Here is a 16,341-nt window from a genome sequence, read left to right on the forward strand (position 1 = left end):
ACGACCATGCTGATCGCATTCAAGCTGAAACTGCTGCTCGCCTGCGCCGCCGGGCTCGCAGGGCCGATCGCGATGGCACCCCTGGTCTCGGACATGGCGGTCCACGGCACGGCGACGGAGCCCGCGATCGTCAGGATCGCGCCTAGCAATGCCTCCTATCGCGAGGCCGGCGATTTCACGCGTGGCGGGCAGCAGGCGGAAGCACCGCTGCGCGCGATGCGGTTCACGAGGCCGCTGCATATCATGCGCAACCAGGTCTCCTCATTCGACTATCAGCTTTGCGTGCAGGACGGCGCCTGCCGCGCGCTCGATCGCGGGGTGACGGTCGCGATCGATCGTCCCGCCGTGCAGGTGAGCTGGCACGATGCCGAGGCCTATGCCGGCTGGCTGTCACGCAAGACCGGCCAGCACTACCGCCTGCCCAGTGACGAGGAATGGGCGTTTGCGGCGGGCTCCAGATTCAAGGACGATGGTGCGCCGGTGGACGCAGACAACCCCTCGAAGCGCTGGATCAGCCGCTATGAGCGCGAGTCCGAGCGCGATCCCTTCGACACCGCGGCCTATCCGTTCGGCAAGTTCGGCGTGAACGAGCACGGCATTGAAGATCTCGCCGGCAATGTCTGGGAGTGGACCTCGACCTGCTTCGTGCGCTCGCGCGTCGACGAGGCCGGCCATGCCGGCCGGCCGACCGTGAATTGCGGCGTGCGCGTCGCCGAAGGCGCGCACCGCGCCTATGTCACCGACTTCATCCGCGACGCCCGCGCCGGCGGCTGCGCTCAAGGCGTGCCGCCCGCCAATCTCGGCTTCCGCCTGGTGCGGGAGGAGCGGACGTGGATGGCGAACGTGTCGGCGCGATGGGGCAAGGTGCGGGCGAGGTCGTAGCGGGGCCGCCACCTGAATTGGAAAAACGACGGCAGCGCCTCATGCTTCGTCATTGCGAGCGCAGCGAAGCAATCCAGAATCTCTCCGCGGAAACAGCCTGGATTGCTTCGTCGCAAGAGCTCCTCGCAATGACGACGTGGAGGCAGCGCGCCAAGCCTCTCTAACGTCGTCCTGGCGAAGGCCAGGACCCATAGCCACCGAACAAGGTTTGGCGAAGGCTGGTCGTTCGGGACGATCACCGCCCGCGAAACAATGGACCTCGCGGTATGGGTCCTGGCCTTCGCCAGGACGACACCGAGGATGAGGAGAGAACCTCCTGCCTCACCGACTCTTAGGAGCGCTCATCGTGGATCACCCGTAGGTCAAACGAAAATGGCCGGGCGAGCCCGGCCATTTGGCAGCTGCTTTCAACTCTCTCAGGTATTCTTCAGCGCGACGCGGAATTCGGCTTCGGTCTTGGACTTGACCTCGTCGAGCGAGACGCCGTCGGCGAGCTCGATCAGGGCCATGCCGCCGTCACCGTGCTTGTCAATGGTGAAGACCGCGAGATCGGTGACGACCATGTCGACCACGCGCTCGCCGGTCAGCGGCAGGTTGCACTGCTTCAGCAGCTTCGGGCCGTCCTTGGCCGAATGCTCCATCACCACGACGACGCGCTTGACGCCGGCGACGAGATCCATCGCGCCGCCCATGCCCTTGACCATCTTGCCGGGGATCATCCAGTTGGCGAGGTCGCCGTTCTGGGCCACCTGCATGGCGCCGAGGATCGAGAGGTCCATGTGGCCGCCGCGGATCATGCCGAAGGAATCCGCGCTCGAAAAATACGAGGTCGAGGGCAGCTCGCTCACGGTCTGCTTGCCGGCGTTGATCAGGTCCGCGTCCACCTCGTCTTCATAGGGGAACGGGCCCATGCCGAGCATGCCGTTCTCGCTCTGCAAGGAGACGTCCATGCCGTCGGGGATGTAGTTCGAGACCAGCGTCGGGATGCCGATGCCGAGATTGACGTAGTAGCCGTCGCGCAATTCCTTCGCGGCGCGCGCAGCCATCTGTTCACGGGTCCAGGCCATTGTTGAGCTCCAGTCGATTCTCTAGCGGCGCATGATCTGATCGGAAAACCGGTGTCCACTTTTCCGGATCATGCGCTCGGGCGCGGGCGGGTGTTGCGGAATTCGATGCGCTTCTTGGCCGTGCCGACCTCGACGATGCGCTTCACGAAGATGCCGGGCGTGTGGATGTGGTCGGGATTGAGTTCGCCGGCCGGAACCAGGTGCTCGACCTCGGCCACCGTGATCTTGGCGGCGGTCGCCATCATCGGGTTAAAGTTGCGCGCGGTCTTGCGGTAGATGAGGTTGCCGGCGGTGTCGCCCTTCCAGGCGTGCACGATGGCGAGGTCGGCGAACAGGCCGCGCTCCATCAGGTACTTCTCGCCGTCGAACTCCTTCACTTCCTTGCCTTCGGCGATCAGCGTGCCGACGCCGGTCTTGGTGTAGAAGGCCGGAATGCCGGCGCCGCCGGCGCGGATGCGCTCGGCCAGCGTGCCCTGCGGGTTGAATTCGAGTTCCAGCTCGCCGGCGAGGAATTGCTGGGCGAACAGCTTGTTCTCGCCCACATAGGACGAGATCATCTTCTTGATCTGCCGGGTTTCCAACAGGCGGCTGAGCCCGATGCCGTCGACGCCGGCATTGTTGGAGACGACCGTCAGCCCCTTGACGCCCGATTCGCGGATCGCGTCCGACAGCTCCTCGGCAATGCCGCAGAGGCCGAAGCCTCCCGACATGATCATCATGTTGTCTTTCAGAATGCCGTCGAGCGCCGACTTGGCGTCGGGATAGACCTTGTTCATGCAAAAAACCTCGACTGAACCTTCGGCTTGCAGCCGCCGCACCTTATTGGCGGCGATTATTAGGCGAAATCCTCCAAAGCCGTCAATGATACGGGGTTCTCCGCTCCGCGGGGCGGTGGTAGAAGCTGCCCACGGCGTGGGCAGAACCGCCCGCGGCCTTGAAAGCGACAAGAAAACCCATCAAGTTGCGGCACTTAACGTATCAGGGCTTGCAACCTAACAAGACTTGTAACCTGACCAAACTTGTAGCCTAACAGACCTTGGGCGTGGGGCGCGCAGGTTTCCCGGCCGCCCTTCTGGACCCAACAACCAACCCGATCAGGACATGCCATTGACCATGGCCCAAGGAATGAAGCGCCTCGGGACGCCGATCGCGGCGCTGCTCGGCGTCGCGCTGATCGCCCTGGTCGCGACCTCATGGCTCATCAACCGCGACGCGCTGCGCAAGGCGGTGGAGGCGCAGATCCGCGACGTCACGGGCCTGGAGCTCAATGTCGCAGGCAGCATCGACATTTCGGTGCTGCCGGCGAGCTACATCTCCTTCCATGACGTCGGCCTGAAGGGTGGCGGCACCAGCGATCCCGCGCTCCATGTCGACGTGCTCACCGCCAATCTGCGGCTGTTGCCGCTGCTGCTGCAACGGTTCGAGATCGCCGACCTGACGCTGCTCAGGCCGCGCATCCATGTCAGCCTCAAGCCGGACGGCGAGAGCAACTGGACGCCCTTCATCCAGACCATTGCCCGCACCATGAAGCCCGGGGCCGACAACCAGGTGTCGTTCTCCGAGATCAGGATCCAGGACGGCGTGCTCAATTACGAGGACGCCGCCACCCACGCCACCGAGAAGTTCGAGGACATCGACCTGTCGCTGGCCTGGCCGTCGATCTCGCGCTCGTTTGCCGCAACCGGGCAGTTCGACTGGCGCGGCGAGCGGGTCGACGGTTCGATCAGCTTCTCCGATTTCGTCGCCGCCCTCTCGGGCGACCGGTCCGGCCTGAAGGCGCGGATCGCCAGCGCGCCGCTCAAGCTCGCCTTCGACGGCAGCGTCGCCAACCGCACCAGCCCGATGATGGAGGGCACGCTCACCATCGACAGCCCGTCCCTGCGCAACGCGCTGCGCTGGACCGGACAGCCGCAGCCGGCCAGTGGCGGCTTTGGCCGCTTCGCGCTGAAAGCGCGCGCCAATGTGGTGGGCGCCTCGATCGCGCTCACCAATGTCAATGTCGAGCTCGACGGCAACACCGCCGAGGGCGTCATGACCTACGCCAATAACGGAAGGCAGACGCTGCAGGCGACGCTCGCCGCCGACGCGCTCGACTTCACACCTTATATCTCGACCTTCCGCCTACTCGCGAGCGGCGCCCGCGACTGGAACAGGCAGCTGTTCGATCTCAACGGGCTGTCGACCACCGACCTCGACATGCGCCTGTCGGCGGCGCGGCTGACCGTCGGACCGACGAAGCTCGGCCGCACCGCGATCGGCGCCAATTTGCGCAACGGCACGCTGGCGCTCTCGGTGGGCGAGGCCCAGGTCTATGGCGGCATCGCCAAGGGTTCGTTCGGCATCGCCCGCACCGATACCGTCGCCGACATCAAGGCGCAGTTTCAGTTCACCGACGTCGACCTGCAGGCCTGCGCAACCGAGCTGTTCGGCCTCAACAAGCTGTCCGGGCGCGGCAACATCAACGTCTCCCTCCTTGCCTCCGGCTCGAGCCCGTTCGGCCTCGTGCAGTCGCTCGACGGCAGTGCCACGGTCACCGGACATGACGGCGCGATCGCGGGCTTCAACGCCGAGCAGCTCCTGAAGCGGCTGGAGCGGCGGCCGCTGTCGGGCGGCGGCAATTTCCGTAGCGGCTCGACCCCTTACGACAAGCTCACCATCGCGGTGAAATTCTCCGACGGCGTCGCCACCGCCGAAGACATCCGCGTCGAGGGGCCGGCAGCGAAGATCACGCTCACCGGCACCGCATCGGTACCGACGCGCGAATACGACATGAAGGGCGTGGCGAGCCTCAACAGTTCGTCGGGCTTCGAATTGCCCTTCGTGGTGCAGGGGCCCTGGGATGATCCCCTGATCTTCCCCGATCCGGAAAGCCTGATCCGCCGCTCGCCGGCTTCCGCGCCCCTGCTCGACATGCTGAAGGACCGCAAGGGGAGCGATGCCGTGCGCTCCGCGATCGAGCGCATCACCGGCGCAGGCAAGCGTCCCACACCGGCAGAATCGCCGACGGCGGAGAACGCCAAAGAAAACGCCAAGTCGAACTAGAGTGATCGATGTCACTCCCTTCGGGGTCAAGCGGCCGATTGCGTCGAAATCCAGCTCTTGTTCTCCTGCAGCACCGGTTCTCCGCCGATCGTCGCCCCGGCCGCGACCTCGAGAGTGCCACTCTGTCCGAGTTCACGGGCCAGCACCTCGCGGTCACAGGCGTCCTCCCACAGCGAAATGGTGATGGCCGCCACACAGTTGCTGATCATGCTGGTCAGCGCCCGCGCTTCCGACATGAAGCGGTCGATGCCGACGAGCAGCGCCACGCCGGTCACGGGCAGATCCGGCATGACGGAGAGGGTCGCGACAAGCGCGACGAAGCCGCTGCCGGTGACACCTGCCGCCCCCTTGGACGTCAGCAGCATCAGTCCGAGCATCGCCGCGATCTGCCCCCACGACAGATGAATGTCGCAGGCCTGCGCGATGAAGATGGATGCCAAAGTGAGATAGATGGCGCTGCCGTCCAGATTGAACGAGTATCCCATCGGTAGCACGAGTCCTGACACGCCTTTCCGGCATCCGAGCTGCTCCAGCTTGCGCAGCGCGCCAGGCAGCGCCGGCTCCGACGACGACGTGCCGAGCACGATCAGCAGTTCTTCCTTGAAGTAGCGGATGGTCTTCCACAAGCTGAAGCCATTCAGCCGTGCCAGCGTGCCAAGCACGACGACCACGAAGACCGAACAGGCGAGATAGAATGTCAGGATCAGCAGGCCGAGCGAGCCGATCGATCGGATGCCGTAGCGGCCCACCGTGAACGCCATGGCGCCAAAGGCGCCGAGCGGAGCGAGCTTCATGATGAAGCCGAACGACACAAACAGCACCTGTGAGAACGAATCGACCGCCTTCGTCACCACAACACCGCCATCGCCGGCACGGCTCAGGCCAAAGGCGATCAGGATGGAAACCAGCAACACCGGCAGCACTTCACCATCGGCGAACGCTCCAAAGAACGAATGCGGGATGATGTGCAGCATGAAGTCCGCAAATCCGGTCGCACCTGCCTGCTTGGTGAATTTCGCGGCCACCGACGGATCCAACGTGCTGACCGCAACGTGCATGCCAACGCCCGGCTGGATCAGCGACACGGCGATCAGCCCTGCCAGCAAGGCGAGCACGGTCAGCATGTAGAACAGCGCCATGGACTTCACCAGCGTGCGGCCGACCTCGCGGGAATCGCTGATGCTGTTGATGCCGCTCACGATGGTGCAGAATACGATCGGCGCGATCATCATCTTGACCAGCTTGACGAAGCCGTCGCCAAAGGGCTTCAGCGCGGCACCGAATTCGGGCCAGAAATGGCCCGTAAGGACACCCAGCATGAGGCCAATCAGCACCTGGACATAGAGAATCCGGTAGAACGGCTTCCCAGCCTCGGTGTTCGGGTGCCCTGCCAGTGCTTCCTTGTGCATTCTCATTTCTCCCATGGCTCTGATTTTTTGTGATGGCTTCGGAAGCGGCGGGATTCAGGCCGCCAGCACCGAATGAGGCACGTGCGATCGACGGGCGAAGACGTGGCCCTCGAAGATGCGCCGAGCTGTCCGCAGCACCCTGGCAACCGGGCCGGGCTCCAGCCGAACCACGAGTTGGCCGGAGGGATGGACGAGGGTGATCGGCACCGGTGGTGCCAGTGGTCCGACCATCTCCGCCGCGATCGTCCCGGGCGTGACGCATGCCGTCGCGATCGCGACAGCGCCGGTCACCGCCAGCGCGTTGTGACAGTCATGCGGCATGAAATACCTGGTGTTCAGCGTCGCCTCGCCCCCGCGCGCAATCAGAACCGGCTTCGGGATCACCATTGTCGCGGAATCTGGAAAGCCCATCCGGCGTCCGGCCTCGATGCGCAAAGTTTCGAGACGCGCGCGGAAGCCGCTGTCGGCGAAGTCCGAGGGAGCCTCACGGCCGGTCCGTCCCAGATCCGCCGCGCGGACCAGCATGACGGGCATCGCCGCGTCGATGCAGGTCACATCGACCCCGTCGATGCAATCGACCGGCCGTCCAGTGGGCAGGAGACGACCGGTGCGTGCGCCGGCCGCGTTGGGAAACGACAGTTCGATGGGCGCGGCCGTTCCCGGTACACCGTCGATCCGCGCCTCGCCGTCGTAAGTCACGCGCCCTGCGGGGGTCGGAACGGTCGCATCGATCAGCTTGCCGGTGTTGACATTGTGGATGCGCACATGAGTGCGATCTGCGGCGGCGGCGATCAGCCCGGCTTCAATTGCGAACGGCCCCACCGCCGCCAGCATGTTTCCGCAGTTGGGCGAGGTATCGACGATGCCTTCACGAACCCGCACCTGGGCAAACAGGTAATCAACATCGGCGCCGGGCACCGATGCCGGACCAACGATCGCGACCTTGTTGACGACGGCATTGGCGCCGCCGATCCCGTCGATTCCAAGGTCGTGTCCCCCGCCCATCACGGACAACAGGATCGCGTCACGCAGTTTGGGGTCGGCTGGTAGATCACGGGCCAGGAAAAACGGCCCGCGCGAGGTGCCCCCGCGCATGACCACACAGGGAATGGCAATCTGATCGTTCATGGGGTTCTTCCGTTCGGCGACAACTTCGCTCGCACCAGAGCATCCTCCGCCAGAACTCTTTTGTGAAATGCAAATATCTGAGGTATTATTCCAGTTATCGATATAATGGAGCCTGCCATGAATGCGGAACTGCTCGACCTCAAGGCGTTCATCACCGTGGCGGAGACGGGAAGTTTCGTCCGCACCGCCAGGGCGCTGAACCTGTCGCAGCCGGCGCTGAGCCGGCGCATTCAGAAACTGGAAGAAGGCCTCGGTGCGCCGTTGCTCGAACGGTCGACGCGCCACGTCAATCTCACCATGACGGGCCGCGACTTCCTGCCGAAGGTGCGCCGCCTCATCGACGAGTTCGAGACCTCGGTGCTCGCCATCCACGATATCGGCGCGCGAAGTTCAGGCCTGGTCTCGGTGGCTGCGGTGCCGACAGCGGTGTTCTATTTCCTGCCGCGTGCGATCGGCCGGTTTGCCGAGGCGTATCCGCGCATTCGCATCCGGATTCTGGACATCGGTGCCAACGAGGGATTGGAAGCGGTCGCGCGCGGAGAAGCCGACTTCGGCATTAATTTCATCGGTGCTTCGCATGCCGAAATTGAATTCGAGAAACTGGTTGAGGATCCTTTCGTCCTCGCCTGCCGTCACGACCATCCGCTGGCGTCGCGCAAACAGGTCAGTTGGTCGGAGATTGTGTCGCACCGAATCATCACCGTCGGTCGCAACAGCGGCAACCGCGCGTTGATCGACAATGCGCTGGCGCGACAGGGCCTGCAGCTGAACTGGTCCTATGAAGTCGCCCACCTCTCCGGCTCGCTTGGCCTGGTTGAAGAGGGGCTCGGCATCGCCGTGCTGCCGAGGCTCGCGACGCCCGCAGCCGGTCATCCGATCATTCACACGGTTCGGCTGATCGAGCCGGAAGTGTCGCGGACGATCGGAATCGTGCGCAGGCGCGGGGCGACACTATCTCCTCATGCCAGCCAATTTCTCAAGATGCTGCTCGAGGCATGGCGCTCGCCTTCCCGGACGAGCGGCCAAGGCAAGCCGCGGTCCCGATCCACTCAGGCAAATTCGAATGTCGTTTCGGCGGGCCGGAAGGCGAAACGCTGATAGCTCGGCGGCGCAGCGGTGCAAGACCTTGCCCTTTCGGACCGGGAGTTCCTCGGATCAGCCCCGCCGTTTTCAGAGGCATTTCGGGTCCTGCGGCCGCAGCAGCGTGGTGTGGCCAGCCGGCTGCGTTGCGTTCAGTCCTCATACCGCCTACAAGCCGGGCCTTCGCCAGTCGCAAGCAGGTACGGAGTTGCATATGGTCAGGCGATGCCGGAACGCAGAACCCGAATTGATTGCCGCGAATTGATGCGGCGATTGGATCGATGCATATATTAAGCATCTCCGCGCGCCCGACACCCCACGACCTAGGTCTGACAACATGCCGCTAGATCGGCTGACGGCCATGCGCTAGTGTTTTATACGACCGGTTAAAAACACCGGCCGTTTGAGGGAGAAAAACGTGAGATCCAAGGTTATTGGCGCAGTTACACTGGCGGTCGCTGCGGCGGGGCTGTTCGCAGCCGCTGCACCCGCATTTGCGCAGCAGAAGACGATTACGGTCTGGTGGGGCAAGGGATTTTATCGGTCCGAAGACGACGCGCTCATCGAGACGATCAAGAAGTTCGAGGCCAAGACCGGCATCAAGGTCGAATTGTCGCAGTACGCGATCCAGGACATGATTCCGAAGACGGTCGCCGCGCTCGATTCGGGGACCGTGCCGGACGTTGCCTATGCCGACACCTACGACGTGCAGGTGCAGGGCAAGTGGGCCTATGAGGGCAAGCTCGAGGACCTCTCGGAAGTCATGGAACCGATCAAGGATCGGTTCGTGCAGAACACGCTGGATGCGTCGATCCTCTATAACGACGTCACCAAGAAGAAGGCCTATTACGGCTTCCCGCTGAAGCAGCAGAGCATGCACGTCCAGATCTGGAACGACATGCTGGACAAGGCCGGCTTCAAGCAGAGCGACATCCCGAACGACTGGACGGGCTATTGGACGTTCTGGTGCGACAAGGTACAGCCGGCGATCCGCAAGGCCACCGGCCAGCGCATCTACGCCGTCGGCCAGCCGATGGGCGTGGAATCCACCGACGCCTTCCAGTCGTTCTACACCTTCATGGACGCCTACCACGTCAAGCTGGTCGACGACGACGGCAAGCTGCTGGTCGATGATCCCACGGTTCGCGAGAACCTGATCAAGGCGATGAAGGACTACACCGACACCTACATCAAGGGCTGCACCCCGCCCTCCTCCACAACCTGGAAGGATCCGGACAACAACGTCGCGTTCCACAACAAGACCATCGTGATGACCCACAACTTCACGATCTCGATCGCGGCGAAATGGTTCGAGGACTCCAACAACCAGACGCTAACGCCCGAACAGCGCGCGGCCGGCAAGAAGGCGTATGAGGAAGACATCATCACCGCCTCCTTCCCGAAGGCGCCCGACGGCACGACGATCCGCTACCGCTCCGACGTCAAGACCGGGCTGGTCTTCAACGTGGCCAAGAACAAGCCTGAGGCCAAGCAGTTCATCGCCTTCCTGCTCCAGGAAGAGAACATCCGGCCCTATATCGAGGGTGCGCTTGGCCGCTGGTTCCCGGTGACCAAGGAAAGCCAGGAAAGCCCGTTCTGGCAGGCCGACAGGCATCGCAAGGCGGTCTATGCGCAGTTCAAGGGTGGCACCGCCGCGTTCGACTTCACCAAGAACTGGAAGTTCACCATCCTGAACAACGAAAACGTCTGGGCCAAGGCGATGAACCGCGTGGTCAGCGAGAAGGTGCCGGTGGACAAGGCGGTCGACGAGCTGATCGCCCGCATCAAGCAGGTCGCTGGCTAAATCATCCTTCCCCTCTCCCCGCTTTGCGGGGAGAGGTATAAGAACAACACCGGCCGCGTTTCGCGGCCGGCATCTCTTTGAAGAGTTCGAAAAGAATGGCGATCACGCTCTCTGGCGATCAGGCACTCCCCGGCCCGCCCCTGTCGTCGCGGCTGACCCCGGCGCAGGTCTGGGGCATCTTGCTGCTCGCGCCCTATCTGCTGGTTTTCCTCGCCTTCGTCGTCTATCCCGTCTGCTACGGGCTGTGGCTGGCGCGGGCGCCGGCGAACTATGTCGCACTCTACAACGACCCGATCTTCGCGCGCGCCGCTGTCAACACGCTGATCTTCCTGGTCATCGGCATCAACATCAAGATGCTGATCGCGCTGTTCCTGTCTGGCTTCTTCGCCCAGCAGCGCACCTGGATCAAATGGCTCTCGGTGATCTTCATCCTGCCCTGGGCGGTGCCGTCGATCCCGACCATCCTGTCGGTGCGCTTCATGCTCAATCCCGAATGGGGCGTGATCAACCACCTCATCTTCTCGTTCACCGGTGACGACGGCCCGAACTGGCTGAACGACCCGACGGTGGCGCTGACCATGGCGATCGGCGTCCACATCTGGAAATCGCTGCCGTTCTGGACGCTGATCCTGATCACCGGACGCCTTGCGATACCGCACGATCTGTTCGAGGCCGCCGAGGTGGATGGCGCGAGCTGGTGGCAGAAATTCCGCTTCATCACCTGGCCGTCGATGCAGACGCTCTATGTCACCTGCACGCTGCTCTCGATGATCTGGACGCTAGGGGACTTCAATAGCGTCTATCTGCTCACTGGCGGCGGCCCGGCTGACCTGACGCATGTGCTGTCGACGCTCGGCATCCGCTATCTCCGGCTCGACCAGCTCTCGCTCGCGATGGCTTCCATCGTCGTCGCGATGCCACTGGTGCTGCCGCTGGTCTATTTCATGATGAAACGGTTGTCGCGATGAAGCTTCCCACCCTCCGCGAAGTTGGCAACGAGGCCAAGCTGCTGCTGATCGGCATCCCGGTCTTCATCTGGACCATGATTCCGATCTACCACATGTTCCTGTTCGCGATCTCACCGAAGGAGGACGCGTTCTCGGGCAAGCTGTGGCCGGATCATCCGACGCTGCACAACTTCCACATTGTGTTCTACCAGGAGCATTACTTCCTGCGCGACTTCTGGATCCAGTTCTGGAATTCGACCGTGATCGCGCTGTCGGCCGGCGCGCTGACATTGTTCATCGCGACCGCCGCCGCGTTCTCGATCTCGCGGCTCAAGGTGCCGGGCGGCCGCTGGGTGATGAATCTGGCGCTGTTCACCTACTTCATCCCGGCGGCGTTCCTCGCCGTGCCGATGTATCGGACCATGGGCAATTACGGCCTGCTCAACAATCACTGGTCGCTGATACTGGCCATGGTGACGATCGCCTCGCCTTACGCGATCTGGGTGCTGAAGCAGGCGTCCGACAAGCTGCCGGTCGAGCTCGACGAGGCCGCGACCATGGACGGCGCGACCACGCTGCAATTGTTCCGCCTGGTCTATGTGCCGCTGATGATGCCGTCGCTGGTCGCGATCGGCACCTATGCGGTGCTGCTCGCCTGGAACGAGTATCTCTACGCATTCCTGCTCCTCTCCAAGGACACCAACATCACGCTGCCCGTGGCCCTCGGCAACTTCCTCGCCGCCGACGACTCGCCGTGGGAGCTCTTGATGACCACCGGCTTCATCTACGCCCTGCCGCCGGCCGCGATCTATTACGCCTTCAAGCGCTACATGGTGGGCGGGCTCACGGCGGGTGCGGTGAAGTCCTGACGCGACAGGACGCATCGGGTCGCCGCAAGCACAGCGGTTGAGCGACAAGGCGGGCAATTGCGGGTTGTTCACGCTTGCTCTAACGTCCGTGCCCCAATGTTACGGGGCACGGCAGCATGCGCAGCAACGACGCGATCCATCTCGGCCTGATGCTGCTGGCGCTCGCGGCCGCCTATCTGGTGCCGTTCGAGCTGTTGCTGCTGGCCTATGTCGTGCTCGGCCCTGCGCATTATTTCACCGAGATCTCGTGGCTGCACGATCGCAAGTACTATCTGCCTCACCGCGGGATTGCGGTGGTCCTGGCCATCGTCGCCGTGGTCGCGGCGCTGATCGACAACGCCTCGTGGTTCGGCTTCGCGATGTGGGGCGCGCTGGTCGTCTGCGCCATGCTGGCGGCGACCGCCACGGCGATCGAGAGCATGCTGCTGTTCATGGTGGCGATCGCGCTGTCCGCGATCATGTATTCGAGCGGATCGTCGCTCGCCGTCATCGGAATCCTGATCCCGACGCTGATCCACGTCTCGCTGTTCACGCTGATCTTCATGGTGCTCGGCGCCTATCGGTCCGGCAGCCGCGTGCAGGCCGTCCTGGTGGTGGTCTACCTCGTCGCAATCGCCACGATCCTGCTGCTGCCGCCGGCCGCCGAAATCCGGATCGCGAGCTTTGCCCGCGTCGGGCAGGACTATTTCGGCAATGTCGGCCCGGCATTGGGCCGGCTGTTCGGCGTGCCCGGCCTCGTGCTCGACACCAGGCTGACCAGCCTGCTCGCCTTCGTCTACACCTATCACTACCTCAACTGGTTCATCAAAGCCGACGTGATCCGCTGGGCCGAGGTGCCGAAGGCGCGGCTGGCGGCAATGGCCGCCGCCAGCGCGGCGGCCACCGCACTCTACTTCTACGACTATGCGTTCGGCTTCACCTTCCTGCTGGCGCTGAGCCTGATCCATATCCTGCTGGAGTTTCCGCTCAACAGCCTCGCGCTGCGCCAGCTTGGATCCGCTATCCAGGACACAGTGCGCGCGCGCTACGCCGGGCCCGTCGCGGTCACCACGACGCGGTCGCGCTCTACCGGCACAAAGGCCTCGAAACGAGCCCCCCGGTCGCGCTGATCATCCGGCCTTGCGCACGGTCTGCAGGAACTCCGCCACGTCCTTCTTGAGCGCACGTGCCTGATCCTGCAAGGCCGAGGCGGCCGTGAGTGCGGCTTCGGCGCCGGCATCGGTCTCGCCGGCCACGGTGCGGACGGCGCCGACCTGGTCGGTCACCGCCGCTGTCCCGTTCGCGGCCTGCTCGACATTGCGCGCGATCTCGCTGGTTGCGGCCCCCTGCTCCTCGACGGCAGAGGCAATCGTCGTCGCGATCTCCGTCATCTCGGCGATGGTTCTTCCGATCTGGCCGATCGCAGCAACCGACTGTCCGGTCGAGCCCTGGATCTCTGCGACGAGGCCCGCGATCTCCTCGGTGGCGCGCGCGGTCTGGGTTGCGAGGCTCTTCACCTCGTTGGCGACCACGGCAAAACCCTTGCCGGCATCGCCGGCCCGCGCCGATTCGATCGTGGCGTTGAGCGCAAGGAGGTTGGTTTGGCTCGCGATCGCCTGGATCAGCTGAACCACCGTACCGATCCGCTCGGCGGAATCCGACAGCGCCCGCATCAGCGCTTCGGTCCGTGAGGCCTCTTCCTTGGCCTGATCCGATACCGATACGGAGCGTGCGACCTGGCTGGAAATCTCCCTGATCGAGGCCGCCAATTGATGCGTCGCCGCCGCAACGGTCTGCACATTCGAGGACGCCTGGGCCGATGTCGCGGCGACCTGCTCGGCAAGCGAGCGCCCGCGCTCGGCGACGCGGGCGAGGCTTCCGGCGCTCTGCCCCATCTCCTCGGCACGGCTCGAGACGCCGCCAATGACGCCCTCCATGCCGCGATCGAAGCGGTCGGCGAGCTGCGTCATCATCACCGCGCGTTCCGTCTCGGCTGCGGCACGCTGCGCGGCAGCGTCCTGCTCCATGCGCCGGACGGTCTGCGCGCTCTGGCGGAACACCTCGACCGCGCCGGCCATGTGACCAATTTCGTCGCCGCGCTCGCCGCCCGGGATCGCCTCATCGAGCTCACCCGCCGCGAGGCTCTGCATGCGCAAGGTCATCTGGCCGATGGGGCGCGACACGCTGCGTCCGATCAGCCAGGCCAGCAATGCGCCCAGGACGAGCGCGGCAGTGGCCACCGTGAACACGAGATTGCGGGTCTGATCGACCGATCCGGCCGTCAGCCGGCTCTGCTCGGTGCGCGTCGCGCCGAGGGCCCGGCTGATCTCTGCCGCCTTGCCATCGATCGCGCTGCTGGATTTGACGAGATCGGCCTGCGCCTTGCGCAGCTCGCTCATCGCGGCGGACAGCTCCGTCAGCGTCGCCGATTGATCGGCAAGCACCTTCTTCAGGGCCGCGATCAGACTCTTCAGGCGCGGCGCCTCGGCATCGGCGATCTCCGCCTCGCTATCGGCGACCGCAGCCAGCGCATAGCCGATCGTCATCCCGGCATCGTCGGCATCGACCTGGGCCTGGGTGATGGTGAAACGCAGCACCGAGACACGCATCGCATCCACCGTGCCGGCCAGACGCAGCGGCTGGAGCAGACGGTCGGGATGGTTCGCAAGCGCGACGTTGATCGCGCCGACGTCGAGGCCTGCCGAGGCGCCGAGTCCCTCGCTCTTGGTGCTTGCGGTGCGCAGACGATCGACGGCGGCGGCGACCGCCGTGAAGGATTTTCGATAGGTCCCGAGCGCATCCACCAGCGCGCTCCGGCCGGCGGCAATCGCCGGCAGGCGGGCGAATTGCTGATCGACCTGATCAAAGGTCTGGCCAAAGCCGTCGATCGCCTTCATCGCGCTATCGCGATCGCCGATATTGCGCGTGCGGACGAATTTCTCGACGGTGACATTCGACGAGAGCAGCGCGGCGTGCACCCTCGCCATGCCGGCATCGCCATCGGCGCTGGTGACGAGCTCTCCGACGGTGCCGCCGATCTCGGACAGCCGCATGACGGCAAGCAGCGCCAGCACGCAGAGGAAACCCAGGACCAGCGCGAAGCCGCCGAAGATGCGCGGGCGGATGCCGATGCGCGACAGGAGCAATGACAGGTTCATGATGTTTCCCGCACGATTACGGCGTAGCCCGAATCCGGGCGAGCAGATCCTTGCCGAAGCGCTTCTCGAATTCCGGCTCCAGGGGCTTCACGGCATCGATGAAGGGCTGGCGATCGACCTTTTCGATGATCTCCATGCCGGCCTTGCGCAGCTCCTCGAGCTTCTTCGTCTCCTCCGCGACGCCACTCTGCCAGGTCGCTTCCGCACCGGCCTTGGCCGCGGCGATGATGGCGGCCTGGTCGGCGGGCTTCAGGGCCTGGAACACGTCGCGGTTGGCGACGAAGGCGATCGGCGCGAAGAAATGCCCGGTCAGGCTGGCGTATTTCTGCACCTCCTCGAGATGGCTGGTGGCAATCGTCATGACCGGGTTCTCCTGCCCGTCGATGCGGCCATCCTTCAGCGCAGCGTACACCTGCGTGAACTCCATCGGCACGACCTCGGCGCCCAGCGCCTTGAAGGTCATCTGATAGACCTCGTTGGGCAGGACGCGGATCTTCAGGCCGCGGAGGTCCGCAGGCGAATGAATCGGCCGCTTCGAGTTGGTGACGTTGCGAAAGCCCTGCTTGCCGATCGCGAGCAGCACCAATCCCTTGTCGGCGAAATGCTTGGCGAACAGAGCGCCGACCGGCCCCTCTGCGACCGCCTTGGCCTGCGCGGCATCGCGGAACAGGAACGGCACGTCGAACACGCCGAATTCCGGCACGGCCGAGCTGACCACCGAGCCCGACAGCGTCGCCATGTCGACCACACCACTGCGCATGGCGGCAAGGATCGCCGTTTCACTGCCCAGCGCGTTGCCGGCGCGTGCATCGAGAATGATGCGGCCCTGTGCGAGCTCGCCGAGCTTGCGGCGGAATTCGTCGGAGCCAATCTGTTGCGGCGACTGCGGCGAGCCGTTGTACAGCAATGCCACCATCTGCGTCGCACCGGCCGACGGCCGAACAGCAAGACAGAGCAACGCCAGAACCGTGCTGGC

13 protein-coding genes are annotated in these 16,341 nt (G+C 64.2%); 7 read left to right on the forward strand and 6 right to left on the reverse strand.

The genetic code is table 11. The features are described from left to right. Window positions 1-6 precede the first annotated feature (6 nt). A complete protein-coding gene (locus tag QA649_RS38290) occupies window positions 7-882 on the forward strand; it encodes an SUMF1/EgtB/PvdO family nonheme iron enzyme (RefSeq protein ID WP_283021675.1) in 876 nt (291 codons plus the stop codon). A gap of 416 nt (window positions 883-1,298) precedes the next feature. Here QA649_RS38290 and QA649_RS38295 read toward each other — a convergent pair whose 3' ends face one another. After that, a complete protein-coding gene (locus tag QA649_RS38295; RefSeq protein WP_211407130.1) occupies window positions 1,299-1,949 on the reverse strand; it encodes a 3-oxoacid CoA-transferase subunit B in 651 nt (216 codons plus the stop codon). A 68-nt stretch (window positions 1,950-2,017) separates the two neighbouring features. Next, a complete protein-coding gene (locus QA649_RS38300) occupies window positions 2,018-2,725 on the reverse strand; it encodes a CoA transferase subunit A (protein ID WP_028178645.1) in 708 nt (235 codons plus the stop codon). Between the two features lie 337 nt (window positions 2,726-3,062). Between QA649_RS38300 and QA649_RS38305 the strand changes: the two genes are divergently transcribed. Further along, the gene (locus QA649_RS38305) at window positions 3,063-4,991 is read left to right on the forward strand and encodes an AsmA family protein (protein WP_283026196.1); all 1,929 of its coding nucleotides are present in this window, start codon (window positions 3,063-3,065) and stop codon (window positions 4,989-4,991) included. Window positions 4,992-5,017: 26 nt separating this feature from the next. Here QA649_RS38305 and dctA read toward each other — a convergent pair whose 3' ends face one another. Continuing rightward, window positions 5,018-6,400 carry a C4-dicarboxylate transporter DctA gene (gene dctA / locus QA649_RS38310; protein ID WP_283021676.1) on the reverse strand — a complete coding sequence of 461 codons (1,383 nt, stop codon included), beginning with the start codon at window positions 6,398-6,400 and terminating at the stop codon, window positions 5,018-5,020. A 54-nt stretch (window positions 6,401-6,454) separates the two neighbouring features. Beyond that, complete coding sequence (locus QA649_RS38315) at window positions 6,455-7,528, reverse strand: 4-oxalomesaconate tautomerase (protein WP_283021677.1); 1,074 nt, start codon at window positions 7,526-7,528, stop codon at window positions 6,455-6,457. Window positions 7,529-7,645: 117 nt separating this feature from the next. On the opposite strand from QA649_RS38315, the gene QA649_RS38320 reads away from it, so the two are divergent. The 5 genes from QA649_RS38320 (at window position 7,646) to QA649_RS38340 (ending at window position 13,337) form a co-directional block, all read left to right on the forward strand. Beyond that, on the forward strand, window positions 7,646-8,626 hold the full coding sequence (locus QA649_RS38320; protein WP_283021678.1) for a LysR family transcriptional regulator: 981 nt from the start codon (window positions 7,646-7,648) through the stop codon (window positions 8,624-8,626). 400 nt (window positions 8,627-9,026) lie between these two features. Then, window positions 9,027-10,412 carry an ABC transporter substrate-binding protein gene (locus QA649_RS38325; RefSeq protein WP_283021679.1) on the forward strand — a complete coding sequence of 462 codons (1,386 nt, stop codon included), beginning with the start codon at window positions 9,027-9,029 and terminating at the stop codon, window positions 10,410-10,412. Between the two features lie 95 nt (window positions 10,413-10,507). After that, entirely contained in the window at window positions 10,508-11,380 is an 873-nt protein-coding gene (locus QA649_RS38330; RefSeq protein ID WP_283021680.1) for a sugar ABC transporter permease, read from the forward strand. After that, on the forward strand, window positions 11,377-12,228 hold the full coding sequence (locus tag QA649_RS38335; RefSeq protein ID WP_283021681.1) for a carbohydrate ABC transporter permease: 852 nt from the start codon (window positions 11,377-11,379) through the stop codon (window positions 12,226-12,228). The genes QA649_RS38330 and QA649_RS38335 overlap by 4 nt, the downstream gene beginning before the upstream one ends. Window positions 12,229-12,344: 116 nt before the next feature. After that, on the forward strand, window positions 12,345-13,337 hold the full coding sequence (locus QA649_RS38340; protein WP_283021682.1) for a hypothetical protein: 993 nt from the start codon (window positions 12,345-12,347) through the stop codon (window positions 13,335-13,337). Here QA649_RS38340 and QA649_RS38345 read toward each other — a convergent pair whose 3' ends face one another. Then, on the reverse strand, window positions 13,338-15,365 hold the full coding sequence (locus tag QA649_RS38345) for a HAMP domain-containing methyl-accepting chemotaxis protein (RefSeq protein ID WP_283021683.1): 2,028 nt from the start codon (window positions 15,363-15,365) through the stop codon (window positions 13,338-13,340). 16 nt (window positions 15,366-15,381) lie between these two features. Next, window positions 15,382-16,281 carry a TRAP transporter substrate-binding protein gene (locus QA649_RS38350; protein WP_283026197.1) on the reverse strand — a complete coding sequence of 300 codons (900 nt, stop codon included), beginning with the start codon at window positions 16,279-16,281 and terminating at the stop codon, window positions 15,382-15,384. Window positions 16,282-16,341: the final 60 nt, after the last annotated feature.

Source organism: Bradyrhizobium sp. CB1717 (assembly GCF_029714325.1).
In the GTDB taxonomy this organism is placed as follows: Bacteria; Pseudomonadota; Alphaproteobacteria; order Rhizobiales; family Xanthobacteraceae; genus Bradyrhizobium.